The following is a 21,708-nucleotide window of genomic DNA, read 5'->3' as shown; positions in this document are numbered from 1 at the left end:
CATGGCGACCGTCAAGAGCTTCCTGCTTCCAGATCTCGGGGAGGGCCTCACCGAAGCCGAACTGATCACCTGGTTGGTGAAGGTCGGTGACACCATCGAACTCAATCAGGTCATCGCCGAAGTGGAAACCGTCAAGGCGTGTGTCGAACTGCCTTCCCCCTACGCGGGCGTCGTCACCGCTCTTCGTGCGGAGACAGGCACCACCGTCGAGGTCGGTACCGCGCTGATCGATATCTCCCAAGCAGCGGAGGTCGATCCTGCGCCGGAAGAACCTGCCCAACAAGAAGAGCATGTTCCCGTCCTGGTCGGATACGGGGTTGCCGGGGTAGCGCCGAGCAAACGAACGAACCGCCGACAACCCGCGCCTCCGATGGCCGATTCGGCTGCCGCCAAGCCTTTGGCGTCACCGCCGGTCCGGCACGTCGCGCAGCAGGAAGGCGTCGATCTGGCCGAGGTGCCGGCCACCGGAGCGCATGGCGATGTCACTCGTGCAGATATTGCTGACTATCTCGACGGGGCTCCCGAGAGGGTCGATGTAGGGAGGGATGAGACTCGTACTCCGATCGCGGGCGTCCGAAAGCACACGGCCGCAGCGATGGTCGCCAGTGCCTTCACGGCTCCACATGTCACCGAGTTCATCACCGTCGATGTCACGCCGACCGTCGAACTACTGGATTCGCTGCGGACCACCGATCATTTTCGCGAGGTGCGCCTGACGCCGTTGGCGATGGTTGCCAAAGCCTTGTTGGTTGCGCTGCGGGGCAATCCGAGCTTGAACTCCGAGTGGGACGAGGACCGGCAGGAAGTTGTCACCAAGCACTACGTCAATCTGGGTATCGCCGCTGCCACGCCGCGGGGCCTGATGGTGCCCAACATCAAGAACGCGCACCTGCTCGGCCTGAAGGATCTTGCATATGCACTGACCGCGTTGACCGGGACGGCAAAAGAAGGCAAGACCGGGCCCGGCGATCTCGCCGAAGGAACGATCACGATCACCAATGTCGGTGTCTTCGGAGTGGATTCAGGGACACCGATTCTGAATCCAGGTGAGGCAGCGATCTTGTGCTTCGGCGCAATCCGGCGTCAACCGTGGGAGTTCGAGGGTGAGATCGCGTTACGATCGGTGACCACGTTGAGCTTGTCGTTCGATCACCGTCTCGTCGACGGCGAACAAGGGTCGAAATTTCTTGCCGATATCGCCTCGATGCTGTCCGATCCCAGAAATTTGATCGCGTTGAGTTGAGAGCAGTGTTAGGTTCTGGGCCAGTGCGATGGACGCTCGAGCACGTCGGGAATCCTGGTTTCGGCATCACCTTTGGCGGCGTTGATCTGAAACTGTGTGAGGAACAGACTCTTTCGAAGATCCGCGCCGGAGAGGTCGGTGTCGCGTAGGTCCGCACCGATCATATCGGCGAATCGCAGATCGGACCCTCGCATATCGGCTGCGACAAGGTAGGCGCCGCGGAAGCTGGCACCGGTCAGGTCGATGCCCGTCAGCTTCTTCCCGACGAGGTCCGCCCCTCGATAGTTCCTTTTCTTGCCCTTTGCCTGTGCCCGAACCAGATCGCTGGCCGCCAGCAATACCTCGTTCACTTGTCCTCGATGTCGATCGACGTCGAGCTGGGCGAGCTCATCGGCGGACCCACCGGCCAGTGCCTCGGTGGCATGGAGCGCGCTCTGCAGTCGAGTACGAACGGGCTCTGCGGCTGGGAGGCCGACTGCCTCGGTCAAGTACCAGAGCAGTTCGTGCAGCGCACGCACGACAGGGAAGACCTCGAACATCCGACCTGCAAGAGCGGTGTCCTCGCGCCAACTTCGGCCGCCGAAGGTGTGCTGTGAAACTTTTTGCCCAGCGCCGAAGCAGTCGTACACCGTGCACCCACGGAACCCCGAGCTTCGGAGCTTCGTGTGAATTCCGCAGCGAAAGTCCTCCTGCAGATTGCGGCAGGGCTCGCCCGCATCCTTGTTCACTGCGAAGTCCGAGGATCGGGCGAACGGCAGCGCGACGCAGCAGAGACCGAAGCAGCTCGAACAGTCGGCGAGCAGGTTGGGCCGTGGGGCGGGCGGAGTCACCCGTCAACTGTCGTCCGATCCTGATGTGCCGGTCAAGTTACCCCGGCTGAGCTGGCGTAACAATTTGTAATTGTGGTCGCACAAGTGCAAGACCTCTACCGGCCGCGCACTCGAGCCGTCACCTTAGAGGTATGACCACACCAGCCACCCTGACATCAGCGCGGCCGCGGCTGTTCGACAACCTCGATCGCCCGGGACAGGTGCTCGAACACCTCGGCCCCAACTGGTTCGCATCGATCATGGGAACCGGCATCGTCGCCAATGCAGCCGCAACGCTCCCGGTGCAGGTCACCGGCCTCCACACATTTGCGCTGATCGTGTGGGCAATCGCGTCGGCGGCGTTGATTGCACTGGTAGCTGCTTTCGCGGCGCACTGGATCCTGCACGGCGGCAATGCCCGTCGATACGCGCGACACCCGGTTGCGTCACTGTTCTACGGCGCCCCACCGATGGCGTTTCTGACGGTCGGTGCCGGAACGCTCCTCGTCGGAAAGGATGTCCTTGGGCAGAGCGCGGCTTTGTCGATCGACGTGGTTCTGTGGACTGTAGGCACGCTGATGGGACTGGCGACAACCGTGTGGATTCCATGGCGGATGATCGCTGCGCGCGCCCACGCTGCGCCACTACCGGCCTGGCTGATGCCCGTCGTCCCACCCATGGTGTCTGCCTCCACCGGCGTATTTCTGTTGCAGCACATGGAAGGTCGCCCGCGATTGGTTCTTCTTGTCGCCTGTTATGCGATGTTCGCGCTGAGTCTGACCGTGGGCATGTTCACCATGGCGCTGATCGGGAGGCACCTGCTTCGCGGTGGCACTCCGCCACTTCAGGCCATGCCCACCGTGTGGATCTGCCTCGGGTTGATCGGCCAGTCCATCACCGCAGCGAACCTGCTCGGCGCCGTCTCGGCAAAGGCGTTTTCCGGTGACGATGCAGCCATCGCGTCGGGTCTGCACGTCTTCGGGATCGTCTACGGAATTGTGATGGCGGTATTCGGCGCGCTCGTGTTCGCGACGGCCACGGCATTGACCGTCAGGGCTGCGTCGCAGGGACTGACGTTCTCGCTGACCTGGTGGAGCTTCACCTTTCCCGTCGGTACCTGCGTTACGGGTGCCGCAGCTCTCGGAACAGCAACGAACAGTACCGGGCTACATCTGCTTGCCGTCGCATTGTTCGTACTCCTCGTCACCGCATGGGCAGTCGTCGCGACCAACACGGTGCGCGGATCGTTGTCAGGACGAATTTTTCTCCCTGCATGAGAGCGGGAGCTGCGTTAAAGTCGGATCGGAAGTCACACAGTCGTCAGGGCGCCGGCCACGGCCGTCCCGGAAGGCTCCTCGATGATTCGACAGGACTCGATCCATCCGTTGTTGCTACTCGACGTCGTCCACATTCTCCGTTCCGCCGGATGCGTCTACGCCGAGGACGAAGCACAGTTGCTGACCGCCGCATTCGAGGGCGCCGAACTCGAAGACCTGGTGTCCCGACGCGCGTCGGGGATCCCGCTGGAGCAGTTGCTCGGGTGGGCCGAGTTCTGTGGCATACGCGTGACCGTCGGCCCCGGCGTTTTCGTGCCTCGCCGACGCACCGAGTTGTTGGTGGAACAGGCCGCATCATTACCGATCGAGACCGTGGTCGACATCTGTTGCGGTTCGGGCGCCGTCGGAGCCGCCCTGATATCCGGGCTCCCGGGCATCGAATTGCATTGCACCGACATCGATCCGGTTGCCCTGGAGTTCGCCCGAATCAATGTCGAGTCCCTCGGTGGCCAGGTGCACCAGGGTGACTTGTATTCGGCACTACCGCTGAACCTGCGGGGCAACGTCGATGTCGTGGTGGCAAATGCGCCCTACGTTCCGACGGATGAGATCGGCTCGATGCCGTCGGAAGCGCGCGATCACGAACCGATGGTGGCCCTCGACGGCGGCGTCGACGGTCTCGCGGTGCAGCGGCGGGTGGCGGTGGACGCACCGCGCTGGCTCGTACCCGGCGGCCATCTACTGATCGAAACCAGCGCACTGCAGGCACCCGAGACGGCGAGCCTCGTTCGAGAGGCAGGCTTCGACTCACGTGTGGTGCGCTCGGACGAACTCGACGCAACGGTCGTGCTCGGAACGATTCCGGCGCGCCGCCGCTAGCGCTGCTGCCGCCTCGGCATCGGCCGGGCGGATTGTCACCACCGAACCGCTCGAACCAGAATTTCATCGAGGTTCTACGGTCAAGACATGAGCATGGAAGTCACGGCGCGGAACCAGATGTATCGGACGATGAATGCCTCCTCCCAACAGACGAAGTTCTCGGCTGAGACCGCACGCAGAATTTTGACATTCGCGCAGCCACACCGCCGCAAGCTGATCGGTTTCGTCCTGCTCAGCGTGGTCCTGGCGGCGCTGGCGGTCGCAACGCCAGTCCTCGCCGGTCGAGTCGTCAACGCAATCGTCGACGGCGAGGCGTTCGAGGTTGTCCTGCGCCTGGCATTGCTGATCGGGCTCATCGCCATCGTCGACGCAGCTATCGGGCTTTTCAGTCGGTGGTTGTCCTCGAACATCGGCGAGGGTCTCATCCTCGACCTACGTACCGCGGTATTCGACCACGTGCAGCGGATGCCGATTGCGTTCTTCACCCGCACCAGGACGGGGGCCCTCGTCAGTCGACTCAACAACGATGTCATCGGTGCGCAGAGGGCGTTCAGCGACACCCTGTCCGGGGTGGTGAGCAACCTGGTCACCCTGGTGCTGACGTTGGTCGTGATGATCGGCATTTCTTGGCAGATCACCCTGATGGCGCTGATTCTGTTGCCGGTCTTCGTGCTACCCGCACGGCGGATGGGCCGACGCCTGGCGCGTCTGCAGCGTGAGGCAGCCGATCACAACTCGGCAATGAGTACGCAGATGACCGAGCGGTTCTCCGCACCGGGAGCGACGTTGGTGAAGTTGTTCGGCCAGCCCGACATCGAATCCACCGAGTTCGCGGTACGTGCTTCCCGTGTCCGCGACATCGGCGTCCGCAGCGCGATGGTGCAGACGGTCTTCATCACGGCGTTGACGCTCGTCTCGGCACTTGCGCTCGCCGTCGTCTATGGGCTCGGCGGTTTCTACGCGCTCCGTGGTCAGCTCGACCCCGGCTCTGTGGTGGCACTGTCGCTGCTGCTGACTCGGTTGTATTCGCCGCTGACGCAGCTCGCCAGCGCCCGCGTCGAGATCATGAGTGCGCTCGTCAGCTTCGAGCGAGTTTTCGAGGTCCTCGATCTGGTTCCGTTGATCCGGGACAAGCCCGACGCGACACACGTTCCCGACGGGCCGGTGTCGGTGGAACTCGATGACGTCCGATTCGCCTACCCGTCGGCCGACAAGGTGTCTCTTGCCTCGCTCGAAGAAGTGTCCACGCTCGATTCACGCGGCGGCGAGGAAGTTCTGCACGGCGTGTCGTTCCGCGCGGAGCCCGGCCAGATGGTGGCCCTCGTCGGCACCTCGGGTGCAGGTAAGTCGACGATCGCCCAGCTGATCGCACGGCTGTACGACGTCGACAGCGGCGCAGTACGTCTCGCCGGCGTAGACGTGCGCGACCTGACCGCCGAGTCGATCCGAGGTGCAGTCGGAATGGTGACCCAGGACGGGCATCTGTTCCACGAGACCATCCGAGCGAACATCGTGTTGCCGCGGCCGGACGCGACGGACGAGGAAGTGTGGGATGCGCTGAACCGGGCCAGGTTGAGCGATCTCGTTGCTTCGCTGCCCGACGGGCTGGACACTGTCGTCGGTGAGCGTGGGTACCGGTTGTCCGGCGGTGAAAGGCAGCGACTGACGATCGCACGTCTACTCGTCGCGCGGCCGCGTGTGGTGATTCTGGACGAGGCAACTGCGTCGTTGGACTCGACGTCGGAGGTCGCCGTCCAGGCTGCGCTGAGTGAAGCGTTGGAGGGAAAGACATCGGTGGTGATCGCCCACCGACTGTCCACCATCCGTGCCGCCGACGTCATTCTGGTCGTCGAAGCAGGGCAGATCGTCCAGCGCGGTACGCATGAGGAGCTCCTCGCAGCGGGGGGACGCTACGAGGAGCTGCATCGGACCCAGTTTTCGGTGGAAGCGCAGCCTGCGGAGTGACCTAGTTTTGGGTGGAAGCGCAGCCTGCGGAGTGACCTAGTTTTGGGTGGAAGCGCAGCCTGCGGAGTGACCCAGTTTTCGGTGGAAGCGCAGCCTGCGGAGTGACCCGGGGCTCAGCAGTTGCTGGGTGCGGGGACTCCGTCGAAGCGTGCATTGATCCAGTCCAGTGCCTGCGGCAATCCGAGGACCGCTGCGGTGAGGTGGTCGTTGCTTTCCACCTGAACCTCTTGGACCTTGACGCCGGCTGCGCAGTAGCGGCCGAGAGTGTTGGTGATCGAGGAGACTGGAATCAGGGCGTCGGTCGGGCTGTGCCACTCGAAGTACGGTGCTTTCGGCACTCCTGGGTACATTTCGACGCTGTTCTCGTTGACGGCGGCGACCATTTCCGGGCTGTTGATCAGGTCGGTGGTGTTGGCGACCTGGGTCGCACTCTTACCGGCGCCCACGCGAAGGATGTCGTTGGTGCATCCGTTCTGCATTTCACGAGCCATTTGCTGTCCGAGCGGGTTGAGCTGCGCTGTGATGGGAATGCGGTTTGGGTATTCGCGTTCGAGACCGAGGGCTGCTGCGAAAGCGAGGCCGAAGACGGGATGGGGATTGAATCCGAGTTCGCGAGCCATCCGTTCGAGGTTCATCGGAGCTCCGCCTGCTGCGCTTCCGACGATGTTCAGTTCCGGTGCATAGGCAGCCTGCAATGCCGCAGCCCACGCCGTCGCCATTCCGCCGCCCGAGTATCCCGCTAGTGCCACTGGGCTCTGCGTTACCTGGAGTGGATCGAAGTGCTGTGCGGCCCGAATGCTGTCGAGGACGATCTGCCCGCCCATCTTGGCGGCGCCGTACGCACTGTTCGGTCCTAGATGATCGGCGATGTTGACGGTCCAGCCGCGCTGCAGCGCAGCGTTCAGCGCCGGTGCTTCGCGAATGACGAGGTTGGGATCGTTCGACCACAGCGCCTGTGATGGAGCGCATTCCAAACCGAGCGCATTGATGATGTGTTGGTAGGAAAGCAGGGGGCCGTTGGACGGTTTGTTCTTCGGAGCGATGACGGTGGTGACCGCCGCGATCGGCGCGCCGGTCGAATTCGTCGAACGGAATCGCAGCTGCCAGACGTCCACGTCGAAAAATCCTGCCGGCGGAGCCATCGGTCGACTCGAGATGACGTCGCCTGGGTTCTTTGCCTCCAGGTCCGGCGTCGGACCGTAGAACGCGTCCGAGATCGGCGTCGGTTGTAGTGGACCGGCCGCGGCCGGTGCAGCTGCCACCAGGGCGGAACACGCGACCAGGGCCGCTGTCACCCCGGCAACCCCCATCAATGCAATAGCGCGCATAGCGTCGTACCCTTTCGAAAAATTTTGGACTCGAACTGAGACTGGCTCATTTCGCAACCACCCGAGGGCTATATGTAAAAAAATACCCCACCCGTTACTGTCCGCCCCTCCAGGTCGCAGTGGAGAAAGTGCGTCGAAAAAGTGTTGGAGCCCCATAAAGGGTATGTCGTACGAGGCTATGGGTTGTTCTCGATGACGACCTCCGATGGCCGTTTGTCTTCGCGAATTCCACGCCAGCTCGGATGACGGAGATGCATGGAATCGGTCCATTCATAGAATCGAACCTCGGCGACGAGAGTCGGCGTGGTCCAGACGGCATCTTTTCGATCTGCGGTGGGAAGTTGCTCGGAGAATGGTGATAGTTCGGTCTCGAGCGGAGCCAGCAGCTCACTGAGATGCTCGAGTGCGCGGTCGCTGAAGCCGGTTCCGACGCGACCCAGATACTGGAGCCCCTCTGGTCCGGGAGCACCGACCAACAGTGACCCGGGCCCACCTGCGCGACGGCCGCGGCCGCGTCGCCAACCTCCGATGACCACCTCCTGGGTCCGCCAATTCTTGGTTTTGATCCATGTCTTGGCGCGTTTACCCGGCTGATAGATCGAGTCGGATCGTTTGGCGACGACACCCTCCCAGCCGCGTCGGACACTCTCGGCGAGGGCTTCTTCGGCCGTGCCGGTCAGTTGCTCCGACACGAGCACCGAGTCGAGCCCGGTCGTCAGCAATTCGAGTAGGAGTCGCCTATCGGAGTACTTCTTTTTCACCAGTGATGTGCCATCGAGATACAGCAGATCGAAGGCGATAAAGCGCACTTTTCGGCCCGAGCTGTTCTGTAGTAATTCGAAGCTTGTAATTCCGTCGGCATCGAATACCACGGCTTCACCGTCGAGAATGACATCGTGGTCTGCCAGTTCGTCGGCCATCGTAGAAAGCGTGGGAAAGCGCGCGGTGAGGTCGTTACCGGTGCGCGATACAAGCTTTATTTCTCCGTGGGCACACCGTGCGACCACGCGGAATCCATCCCACTTTCCCTCGAACGTCCAATCCCCGTCGGCAAGGTCGGTGATGTCACCCGCCGTGGCGAGCATCGGCGCGATGTCAGCCTCGAGCGGAGCAGCGTCCTTCATCAGATGCATGAGCCATTGATCGCCCTTCGTGCGGATCAGCGCATAGCGACCCTTGGCCTTGTCGCCGTGCAGGACAACGATCACCTCGTTCTCGCGCCACTTCTCCAGCTCGTAGGTTCCGCTGTCCCAAATGGACACCTCGCCGCCCCCGTACTCGCCCTTGGGGATGCTGCCCTCGAACGATGCGTATTCGAGCGGGTGGTCCTCGGTGCGTACAGCGAGGCGGTTCTTCCCTGGGTCGTCGGGAATGTTCTTCGGAACCGCCCACGAGACCAGGACGCCGTCGTGTTCGAGCCGGAAGTCGTAGTGCAGCCGGCGGGCATGGTGTTCCTGGATGACGAACGTATCGTCGTTCCCGGTCTCCTCGGTGCTCTCCGGTATCGGTTCCGGGGTCTTGGCGGCACTGCGCTTGTTCCGATATGTGGTCAGCTTGTCCGGCTCGGAGTATTCGATCGGTGGATCCAGCTCGGCGAGCAGGTCACCGTCGCGGCGGTAACGATCGAGGACTTCCTCGAAACGTAACTGCCTCAGTCCTGGCGACTCGAGTTCTTCCCACGATCGTGGGGCGGCGACGGTAGGTTCAGCCCGTCCTCGGAGCGAGTACGGCGCAACGGTCGTCTTCTTCCCGTTGTTCTGCGACCAGTCCACGAACACCCGGCCGCTACGTTTTGCCTTCGCCATCGTCGCCGTCACTCGATCGGGCGATCGATCCTCCAAGAGCGTCGCGACGCTCTTGGCCACCGTCGAGGCACCAGAGGACGTCAGCGGCTTTCCCAACGGCACATAGAGATGAATCCCCTTGCTCCCGCTGGTGACGGGAAACGCCCGGAACCCGATCTCGGCGATCATGTCGCGAATCTCGCATGCGACCTCGGCGCAGCGGTCCAGATCGACGTCGTCACCCGGGTCGAGATCGAACACCATCCTCGTGGCGGGGCCGGGTGCGTTCCCGTCGAATCGCCATTGCGGAACATGCGCCTCGATCGCGCCCTGCTGGCCGAGCCACGCGAGATCGGCAGCGCTGGAGAACAGGGGGTATGTCACGACGCGATCGGAGTGCTCGATCTCACGCCTGTCGAGCCAGTCCGGAGCGGAGGACGCAAGATTCTTCTCGAAGAACGAGGGCTGCTCGACGCCGTTCGGCCAGCGCTTCCTGGTGACCGCTCGGCCGATGACGTGCGGGAGCATGGCCGGGGCAATGCTCGTGTAGTACTCGATGACCTGGCTTTTGGTGGTGCCGGTACTCGGAAACAGCACCTTGTCGAGGTTGGTCACCGAGACCTTCCGACCTGCGATGTCGAGCGTCGCCATCCGCTCAGGCTAACGGTCGCCAGCGGGGCCGCGAGGCACTTGTGCCAAGCTCGAAGCATGGCAACAATCAGCGTCTCGGTGGAGATGCCCGAAGATCCGCAGGGCGCATGGAACAAAGCGTCGGCGCTCGACAGGTTCGACGAGTGGATGACAATTCACGGTGGTTGGTGCTCTCCGCCCCCCAAGGTGCTCGGTAAAGGCACCGAAGTGGAGTCCCTCGTCAAGGTCAAAGGCTTCAAGAACACGATCCGATGGACGTTCACCGAGTTCGATGAACCCAAGTTGATCGTGATGTCGGGAACCGGCAAAGGCGGCATCAAGATCTCGCTGACCATCCACGTCCGCAAGCATCGGAGTGGATCGAAACTGACGCTCGACGCTGACTTCGGTGGGGGGGTGCTCTTCGGCCCGGTCGGCAGTGTCGTCGCGCGGGCTCTTGGTTCCGATGTCACCAAGTCGGTGGCGAACCTCGCCGCGCTACCCGCCTAGGCCCCAGCGTTGCGGGTGCGACGCAGCCACCACAGCCCGGCAATCGGGAGAATCACCGGGATGAACACGTATCCCTGCCCGAAGTGGGACCACACTGTCGCGTCGGGGAAATCGTCGGGCTGAATGTAGCTGAGAGCGCCCACGGCCAGCACTCCGACCAGCTCGATGATGCAGGAGACCATCACCACGCGTCGCGAAGCCTCGGTTGCTCGCGCGAGCCCGACGGTCGCGATGATGTAGACCACCGCTGCCACCGCCGACAAGACATACGCGAACGGAGCTTCGTCGAAGCGCGTCGTCAGCTGGACCAGAGATCTCGATGTCGCCGCGACCGCGAAGACTGCGTAGACCGCGATGAGGAAGCGGCCGAAACCGGTACGGGTTGCTTTCTTCAGGCTGTCGTCTTGGGAAGTATCAGGCATATCCGGCCCATATCTGGCTCAGGCGCAGCACCATGGCTGCGAGGGTGAGGACGGCGACCAGCAGAACCGCTGTGCCGCCGCGAGAGCGATCTCCTAGCGACCACCACGTACCGATCGGAAGCAGTAGCAGCAAGCCGATCAGGTAGGCGCCGAAGGTGAGCCGATGAATCTCTCGATCACTGGTGAACATCGCGACAAACCCGATGATGGCCTGCGCGAAAACTACTACCTCTGTCGCTGAGATGGTCCAGAAGAGGGCACGATCCGCTCGGTTCTTCAGCAGTACCGGGCTGTTCGAAGCAAGTTTGACGAGAACCCATACGCCGACGACCAGTGACATCGCATACAACAGGCCGCTGACGGCGCCGATCATCTTTGTTCCTCTTGGTTACTGGCGAGTGGTGCGGACAGACCCCAGGCTATCGGTCCGTGGACGGCTACCGTTCCTTAGGCTGATCGTCCGTGCTTCTGCGCAGTGCATGAGGCTTGAGTTTGTGGAAACCACGCACCCGCAGGGATCTGATGGCTTTGAGGCGGAACTCGGAGTCGCCGTCGAGCATCCCGGTCATCGCGGTGTCCACCAGAATGGTTCCCGGATGTGCTGAACTGGTAAGTCTGGCAGCGATGTTGACGACCGAGCCGTACAGGTCACCGTATCGGGCGAGCACCGATCCCCATGCCAAACCGATGCGGAGTTCGGGCATGTCCTCGTGTGCATCGAACGCATGCTGGAGATCGAGAGCGATGTGAGCCGCATCTTCTGCGGTCTGCGCACTGAACATGACCTCGTCGCCGACATTCTTGATGACGGACCCGCGGCCACGGGCGATGATGTCCGTGGCGATCGACTCGAACTCCTCGAGCAGCGTCGTCAGTTCCTCGATACCGAGGCGTCGGGTCAGGCTGGTGTAGCCGACCATGTCCGCGAATCCGACGGCGAGGACGCGGCTGGTGGTTTCCTCGGTCGGGCCGGTGACGGACCGGCCTGCTGTGGCAGCCAGGTGTCGGCGCCAGGTATAGGACTGCAGTGCTTCGAGGGTGGGAACCGTTTGCGCTGCAATGGATCTCGCGTCGCGTCGGATCACGTCCAGATCGGCGGGATCCTCGCTGTCGGAATGAGAGGTGATTCGGTCGAGAATGTGGGAATTGACTACGGCCACCTGCCATTCGGCGAGCCGGGACATCGACTGCCCGAGAGTGCGCGCGATGGCGACCTCCATCTCCGGCTTGATCACCTTCTGTTCGGTGAGGCTCGTGATCAGGTGCAAAGCATCGAGATCGGCATCGGTGTACATGACCGCGGAGGGGTCGGTGTGGACCGGAAAGCCCATAGCGATCCACAGCTGCACCACCCGTTCGAGCGGAAGGCCGGACTTTTCGGCGATATCGGCTCGCGTGTACTTCCGTTCGCCACCGAGAAGAGTGTTCTCGATCTCGGTCTGCACAACCGAACTGATCTGATTTTCAGTCATATCCCAGCGTTCTGTCGAAATACGATCGGACGTCGTCGATGTAGGAGTCGAGCTTGTCCGGTTCCCAGCCTGTGGTCGGAATCGGTTCGCCGACGGTCACCTTGACGGTACCGGAATGCGCTGTGAAGTCGTTCTTCCACATCACGTCGCCGGCATTGTGGATGACGATGGGAACGATGGGGACCTTGGCCTGCATCGCCAGATGAAAGCCACCCTTCTTGAAGCGTCCCAATCTGGAGGTGGGCATCCGAGTGCCTTCGGGTGCGATCGCGACCGAGATACCCGAATGCAACTTCTCGATGGCGGGGAGCAGCGCTTCACGTGCCTTGGCCGGATCGCCTCGATCGATGTACGCGACGTCGAAAATCATTCCGAGCAGCGCAAACCGGGGATCACGCTCGAGTTCACGCTTGGCGACGGCGGTGATGTCCCGGCGCAGAATCGAGGTGACGATGAGTGAATCGGCGGCGCTTTGATGATTGAACATGAACACTGCGGGCCGCGCGGACCAGGCGTTCTCGGTACCGGTGACGTCGAGTTCGATGCCGGCGAGCGTCAAGGCGATGTCCGGTGCGACGGTGGAGGTGATGTTGGCGCCCGTCCGCCGACTGCGCGTGAGGATGCCGAGCCCGATGCCGATGCCGGCGCTGGCGATCACGGCCCCCATCGCAGCGGTGCTACGAACTACCGAAGTGAGATCGGTTCCACGTCTGGGGCTTTCCAGGCGCAATATCGGCCACCCTGCCTTCTTTGCATAACGGTCGAGCTCGGCGTCAGGATTCAACGCGACCGGCCGTCCGGCTTCGAGCAGCATCGGGACGTCCTCGCCGCCGTTCGAGTAGACGAAGCACTCTGCGAGATCGAGTTTCTCGCGCTCGGCATAGTCGGTGACAGCCTGGGCTTTTCTCGGACCCCACAACGAATCTCCGACCAGTTCACCGGTCAGAACCCCATCGGTCACAACCGGCGTCGTGCACAACAACTCGTCGAACATCATGTCTTCTCGTACCGGAATCGCCTGGTACGGAGTTGCCGAAGTGGCGATGATCAAGCGATGGCCTGCATGCCGGTGCGCTTCGACGAGAATGCGAGCCTGCGGGTAGATCATCGGTGCAATCTCGTTGCGGAACAACGTGTATGCCTGCGTCATCAGATCCTCGTCGCGGCGACCCTCCAGGCCCTTGACGGCCTTGCCCATCAAATTGTCGACAGGGGAGTTCCGCATGCGCATCTCGACGACTGCGCTCGAGATTTCCCACAGTTCGCGCACCGTCACGTCGAGGGTCTTCAGTCGTTCCAGGAACACTGCTTTCGCAGAGAAGCCGTTGATCAAGGTGCCGTCGAGATCGAAGAACGCTGCAGTGCCCGGCCCCGCAGGCGCCTCGGCGATAGCTGTCAACTGATCGGCCAGCTGAGTCATCAGCCCTCGTCTCCAGGCTCGGCGCTGTCCGGTTTGTTGCTGTTCGGTGTGTCATTTTTGGGTTTGTCGCGGCACAGCGAGCCGTCCGGTGAGTTGATCGGGTCGACCTCGTTCAGCTGTCGCCGAGCCATGTCGCGAATCAATCTGGACTTACGCGCCCACTCGTTGATCTCCCGGGCGAAGTCGCGTCGGCACTGGGCCACATTTTCCACGGCGGGATCGATGAGATTCCGGTTCTCGGCCAATTGCAAAGCGGTGTCGAACAATTCGCCCGAAATGGACTCGCTGTGGTCGAGCTGCTGCCGTAGCCGACGGGTCTGAGCGGCACCCAAGCATTGGGCTATGAAGACAGTCTTGTCGAACTCCGCATCCACCGGCAGCAGCATCAACTGATCGGCAACGACCTGGTATGCCTCCATGATCGGCTGCAGCACGCGGTGTGCGAGGTGCAAGTCCTGTGATTGGAGTTGTCGCACTGCGTAATCGGGGTCGGACAAATTGGCCCGCCAGTTCGGATCGATGAGTTCGACCTCGGTCTCGAGTCGTTCACCGAACTCCTTCTTGTCTCCGAAGAAGAATTCGAATTTCAGTAGGTCTCGCAATGCGAGTGCAGACGCCCACATCGTCTCCGGCGTCGATGCCGTTGTCTGACCCTGATCCGGCAAGGTGACCAGTTCGCCGATCGCACGCATGACGAAGTAGTGAATTGCGTTGTTGCGGAAGAATGCAGCGACCAGATGTTTGTCCTGAGCAAGATAGAACACCGGCTCGGGGCCGTCGTCGAATCTCTTGACAACACCCGCCGCGACCTGCGCGACGACAGCCGCGCGAACCACGTCGACCTCGCTGATATCGACGCCACCGGCCGTGGGCAACCCGCGCCGGTGGATGTACGACGCGAGGGGGGCGATGATGGCCCACATCTCGTGCACGTTCAAAGCCCGGTCTTCGATGCCGAGCAATGCCATCGTCACCAGCGCAGCCGGGGTGACCGGCGTCGAATTGTTGATGGCGTGTGCGACGTTGATCGCGATCCGCTGGACCGCGACGCGCTTGTCCTCGCTGGCATCGACGATGGATCGGACCGAGATCGGCTCACCGAATGTCAGGTACACGTTTCCGCGTAGTTTGCCCTGCGCGCGAATGTATCCGAGCGCCATCCGGATACCCTCGGCCTGCTTCTTCGCGCCATGTGATTCCGCGGCCATGGCACCGACCTCGTGCAAACGGTCGTAGGTAATCGAGGTCGGAACCAGATATACATCCTCGGCGTCGCTGCTGTCGAGAGCGTCGACGAGGTAGGTGAGCAACCCGAACCGCGGCGGCCGTAGTTTGCCCGTCCGGCTGCGTCCGCCCTCGATGTACCACTCCAGGTTGAATCGCTTGCTCAGCAGAAAACTCATGTACTGACGCAGCGTCCACTTATAGATTTCATCGGAGAACTTACGTTGGATGAGTACCACGCCACTGCGTTTGGCGATCGGGCCCAACGGCCAGAATCCGACGTTGATTCCGCCCATCACATGATTGAGGGGGAGTCCTTCGGCGAGCAGCGCGGGCCGCAGGACCAGTGGATCGAGATAGGAACGATGGTTCGGGAGGAAGACCAGCGGATAGTTCTTGTTGAGCTCGCGGACTTTCTGCAACTTCGTTCGATCGACATCCACGCGATATGCCCGCGAGAAGTACGCGCCGAGCGTTCCCCACATCTCCACCGCACGCCGTGTCTCGGTGGCGACCATTTCGTCCAGAATTCCGTGGACGCGCCGCTCGACGTCGGTGAGGTTCTCGCCGACCCTTTCGGCGAGTTCTTTCATCCCATCGTGGAACTTCTTCTGCTCGGTCATGTCCTCGACGACGAAGCGCGGGATCTTGTACTCGGAACCGATCACATTGCGTTCGGCGCGATCCAGCGTGAGGCTGGCCTGCCTGCGAATGAAGGAGGAGAGCGAGGTTCCACCTACCCGATCGAATCTCGCCTGCAACTCGCTGAGCGTGGCGGGCTCGCCGACCAGGACAGCCGAATGATCGGGGTCGTCAGCAGTGACCCATCGCTGCCACGCCTTGGTGGGCATGGAGTTTCCGCGCGGTGCGAATATCCGGTAGAGGATTCCTCTACGTTTCTTCTCCGTCAGCGTCACTCTCAGCGGCACTAGAAGCGGGTCTTCGGTGATGCCGCGGACAGTGTCCGCGACTTGGTGCGATGCTTCTCCCGACAGTACGACCGACGGTGTACGTTGGGCGCCTTCCTGAGTCGTCGCATCGATCCACTGATTCAACGCTTGTACCTCGAGTGTCGAGGCAGCGTCCAAGAGGTAGACCTGCTGAACGTCGTGTGACTTCTGTATCCGCGATTCGACGTCGTCCACCGAAATACTCCTGTTCCGTACCTCGTTACAGGTACGAAGGTCAGGCTACGCGGAAGCGCTGGTCGATCAGGGGGTTTCCGATCTCGCGACCCCTACTCCGACTTCACTCGAACCCGAGCAGTGCGCAAGAATTGCCGACGACTTCCCGGCTCAGTGCAGTACTGCCCGAGTTTGTGGGACAGTATTCGCAAACACTTTCGAGAGAGGCCGCTTGGATGCCACCGCGTAGACGATCGCCGAAGACCGACGCACTCACGCCCGAAAACCTGGAGACTCTCGCCGCCGCAGTCGCCGGGGGGCGGCGCGCCACCGTTTACCTGATCGAGGCAACGCCGAGCCTCGGACTCCCCGAAGGCACCTCTGCCAAGGTCGTGTCCGTCGACGGCAACACCGTCACCATCTCGCCGAAGGGCGTCAACGACGAGCTTCCGTTCGAAGCCGAGGAACTGCGGATGACGCGCAACCCTGAGTCAGGTGTCGCCAAGGCGACACCGGCGGCCACCAAGCCTGCCCCGGCGAAGGTCGAGATAGCCGAGTGGACCGAACCTGTCGCGCCGCTCAAACCGGTCAAGGCTGCTGCTGTGAAGCCGGCGCTGACACCAGTGCCGCCGCGACCAGCCACGGCTCCGAAGCCGCCTGCAGCGCGCAAAGGTAAGAAGGGCCCCGACAGCGTCAGCGTCACCATCCACGCCGGCCCGGACAACGACTGGTCGGTGACGGTCACGCACGGCGCGCGTCGTCCGGGCAAGGCACAGCCGGTTTCGCCGGAGTCGGTCTCGCGTGCCGTACGCGAACTCGGCGACGACTCGGCACGGGACGCCGTCGAGGCTGTCATTTCACACGCACGCGAGGAAGCAGCACAACGCGTAGCAGAATTGAGCCGGCAACTCGAGGTAGCACGATCCACGCTCGCTGCACTGGAGCAGAAAGCGCAGTGAAAACATATTTCCCCACGCACTCGTCCATCGGCGCTACTTATTGCTAGTGTCTGCGGACACCGCTGGAGAGGGAATACATTGTTGAAGAAGTTCATGCTGGTTGTCGTTGCGGCCGCCGCCGTTGCAGCCAGCGTCGGGGTAGGGACCGCATCTGCTGCAGCTCCGGCGGTTCTGGGAGGGGGCTCCGGAATCGTCGTGGCCAACAGTGCCGAGTGCACGCTCACCACGATCGGTAACGACGCAGCAGGTCGCCTGGTCGGAATCACCGCTGGTCACTGCGGTGGCGCGGGTGCAACAATCGCGGCTGAGGCCAACGCCGATGCCGGAGTCGTAGGACGCATCGCATTCTCCAACCCTGAGTACGACTACGCCGTCATCGAGTTCGACCGCGCCAAGGTCGTTCCAGTCAACCGCATCGGGAACGTCACCATCACCAACGTCGGCCCGCCGACGTCATTCCCCAACATCGTGTGCAAAGAGGGCCGCACCACCGGCAACACGTGCGGTATTGCGTACGGCGACATTCTGCAGTCCCAGGAGACCTGGTCTCAGCTGTGCGTCGTCGAAGGTGATTCGGGAAGTCCGGTCGTCGTGGGTACAACGCTGGTCGGCATGGTCAACGCCTACCTCGGTGTCGCCTGCTTCGGACCCGAGGTCGGTACCAACATCGATGCGATTCTTCGTCACATCAACGCAGGAAATGCAGTAGGAACCGGGTTCAGCCCGATTCCCTGACGCACCCTTGGAAACACGAGTGGGCCATCGCGACAGTCTCGACTGTCGCGATGGCCCACTCGTGTTTCGCGGCTCTCACTGCTTACCCGCCACCCCGATCGCTTCAATGGCACATTCATACGATTAGTTGGCTCGAGGTGGCCATTCAAGCGATCGGGCGGCCGCGTTCCCACCCGCCGGCCGACGAACCCGCCGGCCGGCGCGAGGGGCTAGATGAGCACGGCACCCTGGGATGCCGAGCCGACGAGTTTGGCGTACTTCGCGAGCACGCCGCGCGTGTATCGCGCAGGTAGCGGCGCCCAACCCTCCTTGCGCTTTGCGAGTTCTTCTTCGTCGACAAGCAGGTCCAGTGTGCCTTTTCCGACGTCGAGGCGGATCTGGTCGCCGTCGCGTACGAGGGCCACTGGGCCACCGTCGACGGCTTCGGGTGCGACGTGGCCGACACAGAGGCCTGTGGTGCCTCCGGAGAAGCGGCCGTCGGTGAGCAGCAGGACGTCTTTGCCGAGACCTGCGCCCTTGATGGCTCCGGTGATGGCGAGCATTTCGCGCATGCCTGGGCCGCCCTTGGGTCCTTCGTAGCGGATGACGACGACGTCACCTGCGGTGATGGTGCCGTCTTCGAGGGCGTCCATTGCGGCGCGTTCGCGTTCGAAAACCCTTGCAGTGCCGGTGAATACGTCGGAATCGAATCCGGCGGATTTGACGACGGCGCCCCCGGGGGCGAGAGAGCCCTTGAGGATGGTGATGCCGCCGGTCGGATGGATGGGCTTGTCGAGTGCGCGCAGCACCTTGCCGTCGGGATCCGGGGGCGCGATGTGAGCGAGGTTCTCCGCCACGGTCTTTCCGGTGACGGTGAGGCAGTCACCGTGCATGAGCCCCGCGTCGAGCAGCGCTTTCATGACCACTGGGACGCCACCGATGGCGTCGACGTCGGTCATGACGTGCTTGCCGAACGGCTTGACGTCGGCGAGGTGCGGAACTTTGGCGCCGACTCGGACGAAGTCGTCGAGGGTGAGTTCGACTTCTGCTTCGTGGGCGATGGCCAGTAGGTGCAGCACGGCGTTGGTCGATCCGCCGAAGGCCATGACTACAGCGATCGCGTTCTCGAATGCTTCCTTGGTCATGATGTCGCGTGAGGTGATTCCGCGGCGAAGGAGTTCGACGACGGCTTCACCACTTGCGTGGGCAAATCCGTCGCGTCGACGGTCCGGCGCGGGCGGGGATGCGCTGCCCGGCAGGGACATGCCCATGGCTTCTGCGGCACTGGCCATCGTGTTGGCGGTGTACATGCCGCCGCAGGCACCTTCGCCGGGGCAGATTGCGCGTTCGATGGTGTCGACGTCGGCGCGCGACATCAGTCCGCGTGAGCAGGCACCGACGGCTTCGAACGCGTCGATGATGGTGACTTGGTGCTCGCTGCCATCGGACAGCGTTGCGAAGCCTGGCAGTGTCGAACCGGCGTAGAGGAAGACGCTGGCAAGGTCCAGTCTTGCGGCAGCCATCAGCATGCCGGGCAGTGATTTGTCGCAACCGGCGAGAAGTACCGATCCGTCGAGCCGTTCCGCGCTGACGACGGTCTCGACGCTGTCGGCGATCACCTCGCGAGATACCAGCGAGAAGTGCATGCCTTCATGGCCCATGGAGATGCCGTCGGACACGGAGATGGTGCCGAATTCGAGCGGATAGCCGCCGGCGGCATGGACGCCGACCTTCACGGCCTTGGCGAGGCGCTCGAGCGAGAGGTTGCACGGGGTGATCTCGTTCCACGACGACGCGACGCCGATCTGAGATTTACCCCAGTCCTTGTCACCCATCCCGACGGCTCGAAGCATCCCGCGCGCAGCGGTCTTCTCCAAACCGTCCGTGACGTCTCGGCTACGGGGTTTGACGTCCGGTGACTGTTTGTCCGGTGATTGCTTGTCCGATAAGTCCTGCGGGGTCGACATGACACTCCTGACCTGTTTGCGTGGATAGGGGGCTGTTATCCAAGGGCAAGCCTAAACCTGCTGTCGCGGAGTCACCGCCGGGGACGACACGTCGCAATGCGGGAGGCAGTCGACGGATTCGGGATCGGCGCGACGCTCGCCTCTGATCATCGCCGCCGCGACGATCGCCCCGAGGACGAGCAGGCCGGCGCAGATGATCATTGCCGTGTGAAAACCGGCGGAGAATACGGCGGGGTTGTCGTAGTCCACGCCCGAGATACCGGCGAGCCCGGGCAGTGCGGCGACGGCCAACAGTTGGCTGGTTCGCGCGAGGGCATTGTTGACGCCGGAGGCGGTACCGGCCCGATCGGAGGAGACCGCGCCGATTACAGCGCCGGTGAGTGGTGCGACGAGCAACGACAGTCCGAGACCGAACACCAGGACGGCGGGAAAGACTTGGAGGAGATAGGTCGAGCCCGGTTCGATGCGCAGCATCAGCAGCAGGCCGACCGCTGCGACGAGCGGCCCGATCGTCATCGGCATCCGCGGACCGATGCGCTGGGCCAGGCGGCCGGTGCGAGAAGAGAGTGTCAGCATGAGGATAGTGATCGGCAGTGTGGCGACACCGGCTGCGATCGGCGAGTAGTTCAACGCCAGTTGCAATTGCAGTATCAGCAGGAAGAACACTCCACCCAGCGCCGCGTAGACAGCCAACGTGACGAGGTTGGCCGCGAGAAAGAGCCTGGAAGCGAAGAGGGACGGCGGAACCAGTGGGTTCTTGGTTCGCAGCTCGATGACGACGAAGACTGCGAGTGCCACGACGCCGAGGCCGACGAAGACCCACAACGATTCGATGAACCCGAAGGTTAGTAGGCCGAGCGCCAGCGCGACGACTGCGGCGCCGGGGAGGTCGAGCCGACCGTGTGCATTCGGGTCGCTGCTCTCCGGCACGTGCTTGCGCGCGACCCATACGACGACGATGGCCAGCGGAATGTTGAGCATGAACACCGAACGCCACCCGGCAATTTCGACGAGCCACCCACCGAGCAGCGGGCCGACGGCCGATGCGACGCCGCCGAGCCCGGACCACAGACCGATTGCGGCGCCGCGATCGTCGGGGTGAATCGAGGCCGAGATGAGAGCAAGACTGCCCGGAGTCAGTAGCGCGGCACCGACCCCCTGGACCAGCCGGGCAGCGATCAGCACCTCGATGTTCGGGGCGAGCCCGCACAGAATCGACGCGAGCGCGAACCAGACGGTGCCCCAGACGAACACCTTTCGACGGCCGAGCCGATCGCCCAGTGCGCCGCCCAACAGAATGAGCGACGCGAGAGTCAGCGTGTATCCGCTGATCGTCCATTGCAGCCCGGAGACGCCGGAATCGAGATCCCGAGCGATGTCCGGCAGGGCGACGTTGACGACGGTGCTGTCGAGCATCGCCAGTGAGGAACCGAGGACGGTGGCGGCGACGATCCAACGTCCTCGCGAGGACGCCAGTGGAACCGACGCTTCAGCGCTCACGTGCGAAGTCTGGCACTGATCGCTGCTCGTGACACGTGTAATTCGAGCTACAGATCCTCGACGCAGACGATGAAGTTGCGCTCGTCATAGGCGTAACCACTGGTGGCGGGATCCGCGCAGTCGTTCACCTCGGTAGTTCCGGGAAGAATTTCGACGACTCGGACCGTCTCTGTGCCGGGCGCCGCGCAGTCGGCTCGCACGGGGTCGTCACCGGAGACCTCCATGCATCCACCGATCACCCAGTCGACGTCGAGGCACAGTGCTCCCTGCTCGACGCCTCGTAAGGTTTCGTAGTAGTACTGGTCGGCGTCGCTGATGCAGTCGTCCCCGGAAGGCGCTTTCGCGATCACCGTGTAGTTGGACGAGGGGCTGCCGCATTCTGCGTTGTCGATTTCGGCATCGTCGACTGTGCCCCGAGTTCGACGCACTCGCCGATCTCTACGTCGATGTCGATGTCGATGTCTTCCTGAGCGGGAGGGGG

18 protein-coding genes are annotated in these 21,708 nt (G+C 62.7%); 7 read left to right on the top strand and 11 right to left on the bottom strand.

Translation table 11 applies throughout. The features are described from left to right. Window position 1 precedes the first annotated feature (1 nt). On the top strand, window positions 2-1,243 hold the full coding sequence (locus E5720_RS08695; protein WP_136170329.1) for a dihydrolipoamide acetyltransferase family protein: 1,242 nt from the start codon (window positions 2-4) through the stop codon (window positions 1,241-1,243). Window positions 1,244-1,251: 8 nt separating this feature from the next. On the opposite strand, the gene E5720_RS08690 is transcribed toward E5720_RS08695, so the two are convergent. Further along, complete coding sequence (locus E5720_RS08690; protein ID WP_136170328.1) at window positions 1,252-2,073, bottom strand: pentapeptide repeat-containing protein; 822 nt, start codon at window positions 2,071-2,073, stop codon at window positions 1,252-1,254. Between the two features lie 131 nt (window positions 2,074-2,204). Between E5720_RS08690 and E5720_RS08685 the strand changes: the two genes are divergently transcribed. The 3 genes from E5720_RS08685 to E5720_RS08675 all read left to right on the top strand — a co-directional run bounded on the left by E5720_RS08685 (window position 2,205) and on the right by E5720_RS08675 (window position 6,173). Next, window positions 2,205-3,329: a TDT family transporter gene (locus E5720_RS08685; RefSeq protein WP_136170327.1), complete on the top strand. Its 1,125-nt coding sequence runs from the start codon at window positions 2,205-2,207 to the stop codon at window positions 3,327-3,329. Window positions 3,330-3,410: 81 nt separating this feature from the next. Further along, on the top strand, window positions 3,411-4,208 hold the full coding sequence (locus E5720_RS08680; protein ID WP_136170326.1) for a putative protein N(5)-glutamine methyltransferase: 798 nt from the start codon (window positions 3,411-3,413) through the stop codon (window positions 4,206-4,208). A gap of 87 nt (window positions 4,209-4,295) precedes the next feature. Next, window positions 4,296-6,173, top strand: a complete 1,878-nt coding sequence (locus E5720_RS08675) for an ABC transporter ATP-binding protein (protein WP_136170325.1) — start codon at window positions 4,296-4,298, stop codon at window positions 6,171-6,173. 113 nt (window positions 6,174-6,286) lie between these two features. Here E5720_RS08675 and E5720_RS08670 read toward each other — a convergent pair whose 3' ends face one another. Together E5720_RS08670 and E5720_RS08665 are read right to left on the bottom strand one after the other, a co-directional pair. Next, the gene (locus E5720_RS08670) at window positions 6,287-7,501 is read right to left on the bottom strand and encodes a lipase family protein (protein WP_136170324.1); all 1,215 of its coding nucleotides are present in this window, start codon (window positions 7,499-7,501) and stop codon (window positions 6,287-6,289) included. A gap of 176 nt (window positions 7,502-7,677) precedes the next feature. After that, window positions 7,678-9,936 (bottom strand): ATP-dependent DNA ligase, encoded by a 2,259-nt coding sequence (locus tag E5720_RS08665; protein ID WP_136170323.1) that lies wholly within the window; start codon window positions 9,934-9,936, stop codon window positions 7,678-7,680. Between the two features lie 57 nt (window positions 9,937-9,993). Between E5720_RS08665 and E5720_RS08660 the strand changes: the two genes are divergently transcribed. Continuing rightward, the gene (locus E5720_RS08660; protein WP_136170322.1) at window positions 9,994-10,425 is read left to right on the top strand and encodes an SRPBCC family protein; all 432 of its coding nucleotides are present in this window, start codon (window positions 9,994-9,996) and stop codon (window positions 10,423-10,425) included. Here the strand turns inward: E5720_RS08660 and E5720_RS08655 are convergent. The 5 genes from E5720_RS08655 to E5720_RS08635 all read right to left on the bottom strand — a co-directional run bounded on the left by E5720_RS08655 (window position 10,422) and on the right by E5720_RS08635 (window position 16,108). Next, window positions 10,422-10,847, bottom strand: coding sequence for a hypothetical protein (locus tag E5720_RS08655; RefSeq protein WP_136170321.1), 426 nt, complete (start codon window positions 10,845-10,847; stop codon window positions 10,422-10,424). The genes E5720_RS08660 and E5720_RS08655 overlap by 4 nt on opposite strands. Then, window positions 10,840-11,220, bottom strand: a complete 381-nt coding sequence (locus E5720_RS08650; protein WP_136170320.1) for a hypothetical protein — start codon at window positions 11,218-11,220, stop codon at window positions 10,840-10,842. The genes E5720_RS08655 and E5720_RS08650 overlap by 8 nt, the downstream gene beginning before the upstream one ends. 64 nt (window positions 11,221-11,284) lie before the next feature. After that, entirely contained in the window at window positions 11,285-12,319 is a 1,035-nt protein-coding gene (locus E5720_RS08645; protein ID WP_136170319.1) for an adenylate/guanylate cyclase domain-containing protein, read from the bottom strand. Then, a complete protein-coding gene (locus E5720_RS08640) occupies window positions 12,312-13,739 on the bottom strand; it encodes an HAD-IB family hydrolase (protein ID WP_136170318.1) in 1,428 nt (475 codons plus the stop codon). Before E5720_RS08640 ends, E5720_RS08645 begins: the two co-directional genes overlap by 8 nt. Then, the gene (locus E5720_RS08635; protein ID WP_136170317.1) at window positions 13,739-16,108 is read right to left on the bottom strand and encodes a glycerol-3-phosphate 1-O-acyltransferase; all 2,370 of its coding nucleotides are present in this window, start codon (window positions 16,106-16,108) and stop codon (window positions 13,739-13,741) included. The genes E5720_RS08640 and E5720_RS08635 overlap by 1 nt, the downstream gene beginning before the upstream one ends. Before the next feature lie 215 nt (window positions 16,109-16,323). Between E5720_RS08635 and E5720_RS08630 the strand changes: the two genes are divergently transcribed. Together E5720_RS08630 and E5720_RS08625 are read left to right on the top strand one after the other, a co-directional pair. After that, a complete protein-coding gene (locus tag E5720_RS08630; RefSeq protein ID WP_136170316.1) occupies window positions 16,324-17,046 on the top strand; it encodes a DUF6319 family protein in 723 nt (240 codons plus the stop codon). 78 nt (window positions 17,047-17,124) lie between these two features. After that, window positions 17,125-17,781: a serine protease gene (locus E5720_RS08625; RefSeq protein WP_136170315.1), complete on the top strand. Its 657-nt coding sequence runs from the start codon at window positions 17,125-17,127 to the stop codon at window positions 17,779-17,781. A gap of 209 nt (window positions 17,782-17,990) precedes the next feature. Here the strand turns inward: E5720_RS08625 and ilvD are convergent, their stop codons facing one another. Genes ilvD through E5720_RS21980 form a run of 3 tightly spaced genes read right to left on the bottom strand, consistent with a single transcriptional unit; the run spans window position 17,991 to window position 21,655 of the window. Beyond that, the gene (gene ilvD, locus E5720_RS08620; RefSeq protein WP_136170314.1) at window positions 17,991-19,727 is read right to left on the bottom strand and encodes a dihydroxy-acid dehydratase; all 1,737 of its coding nucleotides are present in this window, start codon (window positions 19,725-19,727) and stop codon (window positions 17,991-17,993) included. Window positions 19,728-19,778: 51 nt separating this feature from the next. Further along, window positions 19,779-21,227 (bottom strand): MFS transporter, encoded by a 1,449-nt coding sequence (locus E5720_RS08615; RefSeq protein WP_136170313.1) that lies wholly within the window; start codon window positions 21,225-21,227, stop codon window positions 19,779-19,781. 47 nt (window positions 21,228-21,274) lie between these two features. Continuing rightward, window positions 21,275-21,655: a hypothetical protein gene (locus E5720_RS21980; protein ID WP_247596234.1), complete on the bottom strand. Its 381-nt coding sequence runs from the start codon at window positions 21,653-21,655 to the stop codon at window positions 21,275-21,277. Window positions 21,656-21,708 lie beyond the last annotated feature (53 nt).

The organism is Rhodococcus sp. PAMC28707, assembly GCF_004795915.1.
Lineage (GTDB): Bacteria > Actinomycetota > Actinomycetes > Mycobacteriales > Mycobacteriaceae > Rhodococcoides.
Note: the sequence above shows the minus strand (reverse complement) of the source record. Positions and strands in the feature narration are given on the sequence as shown.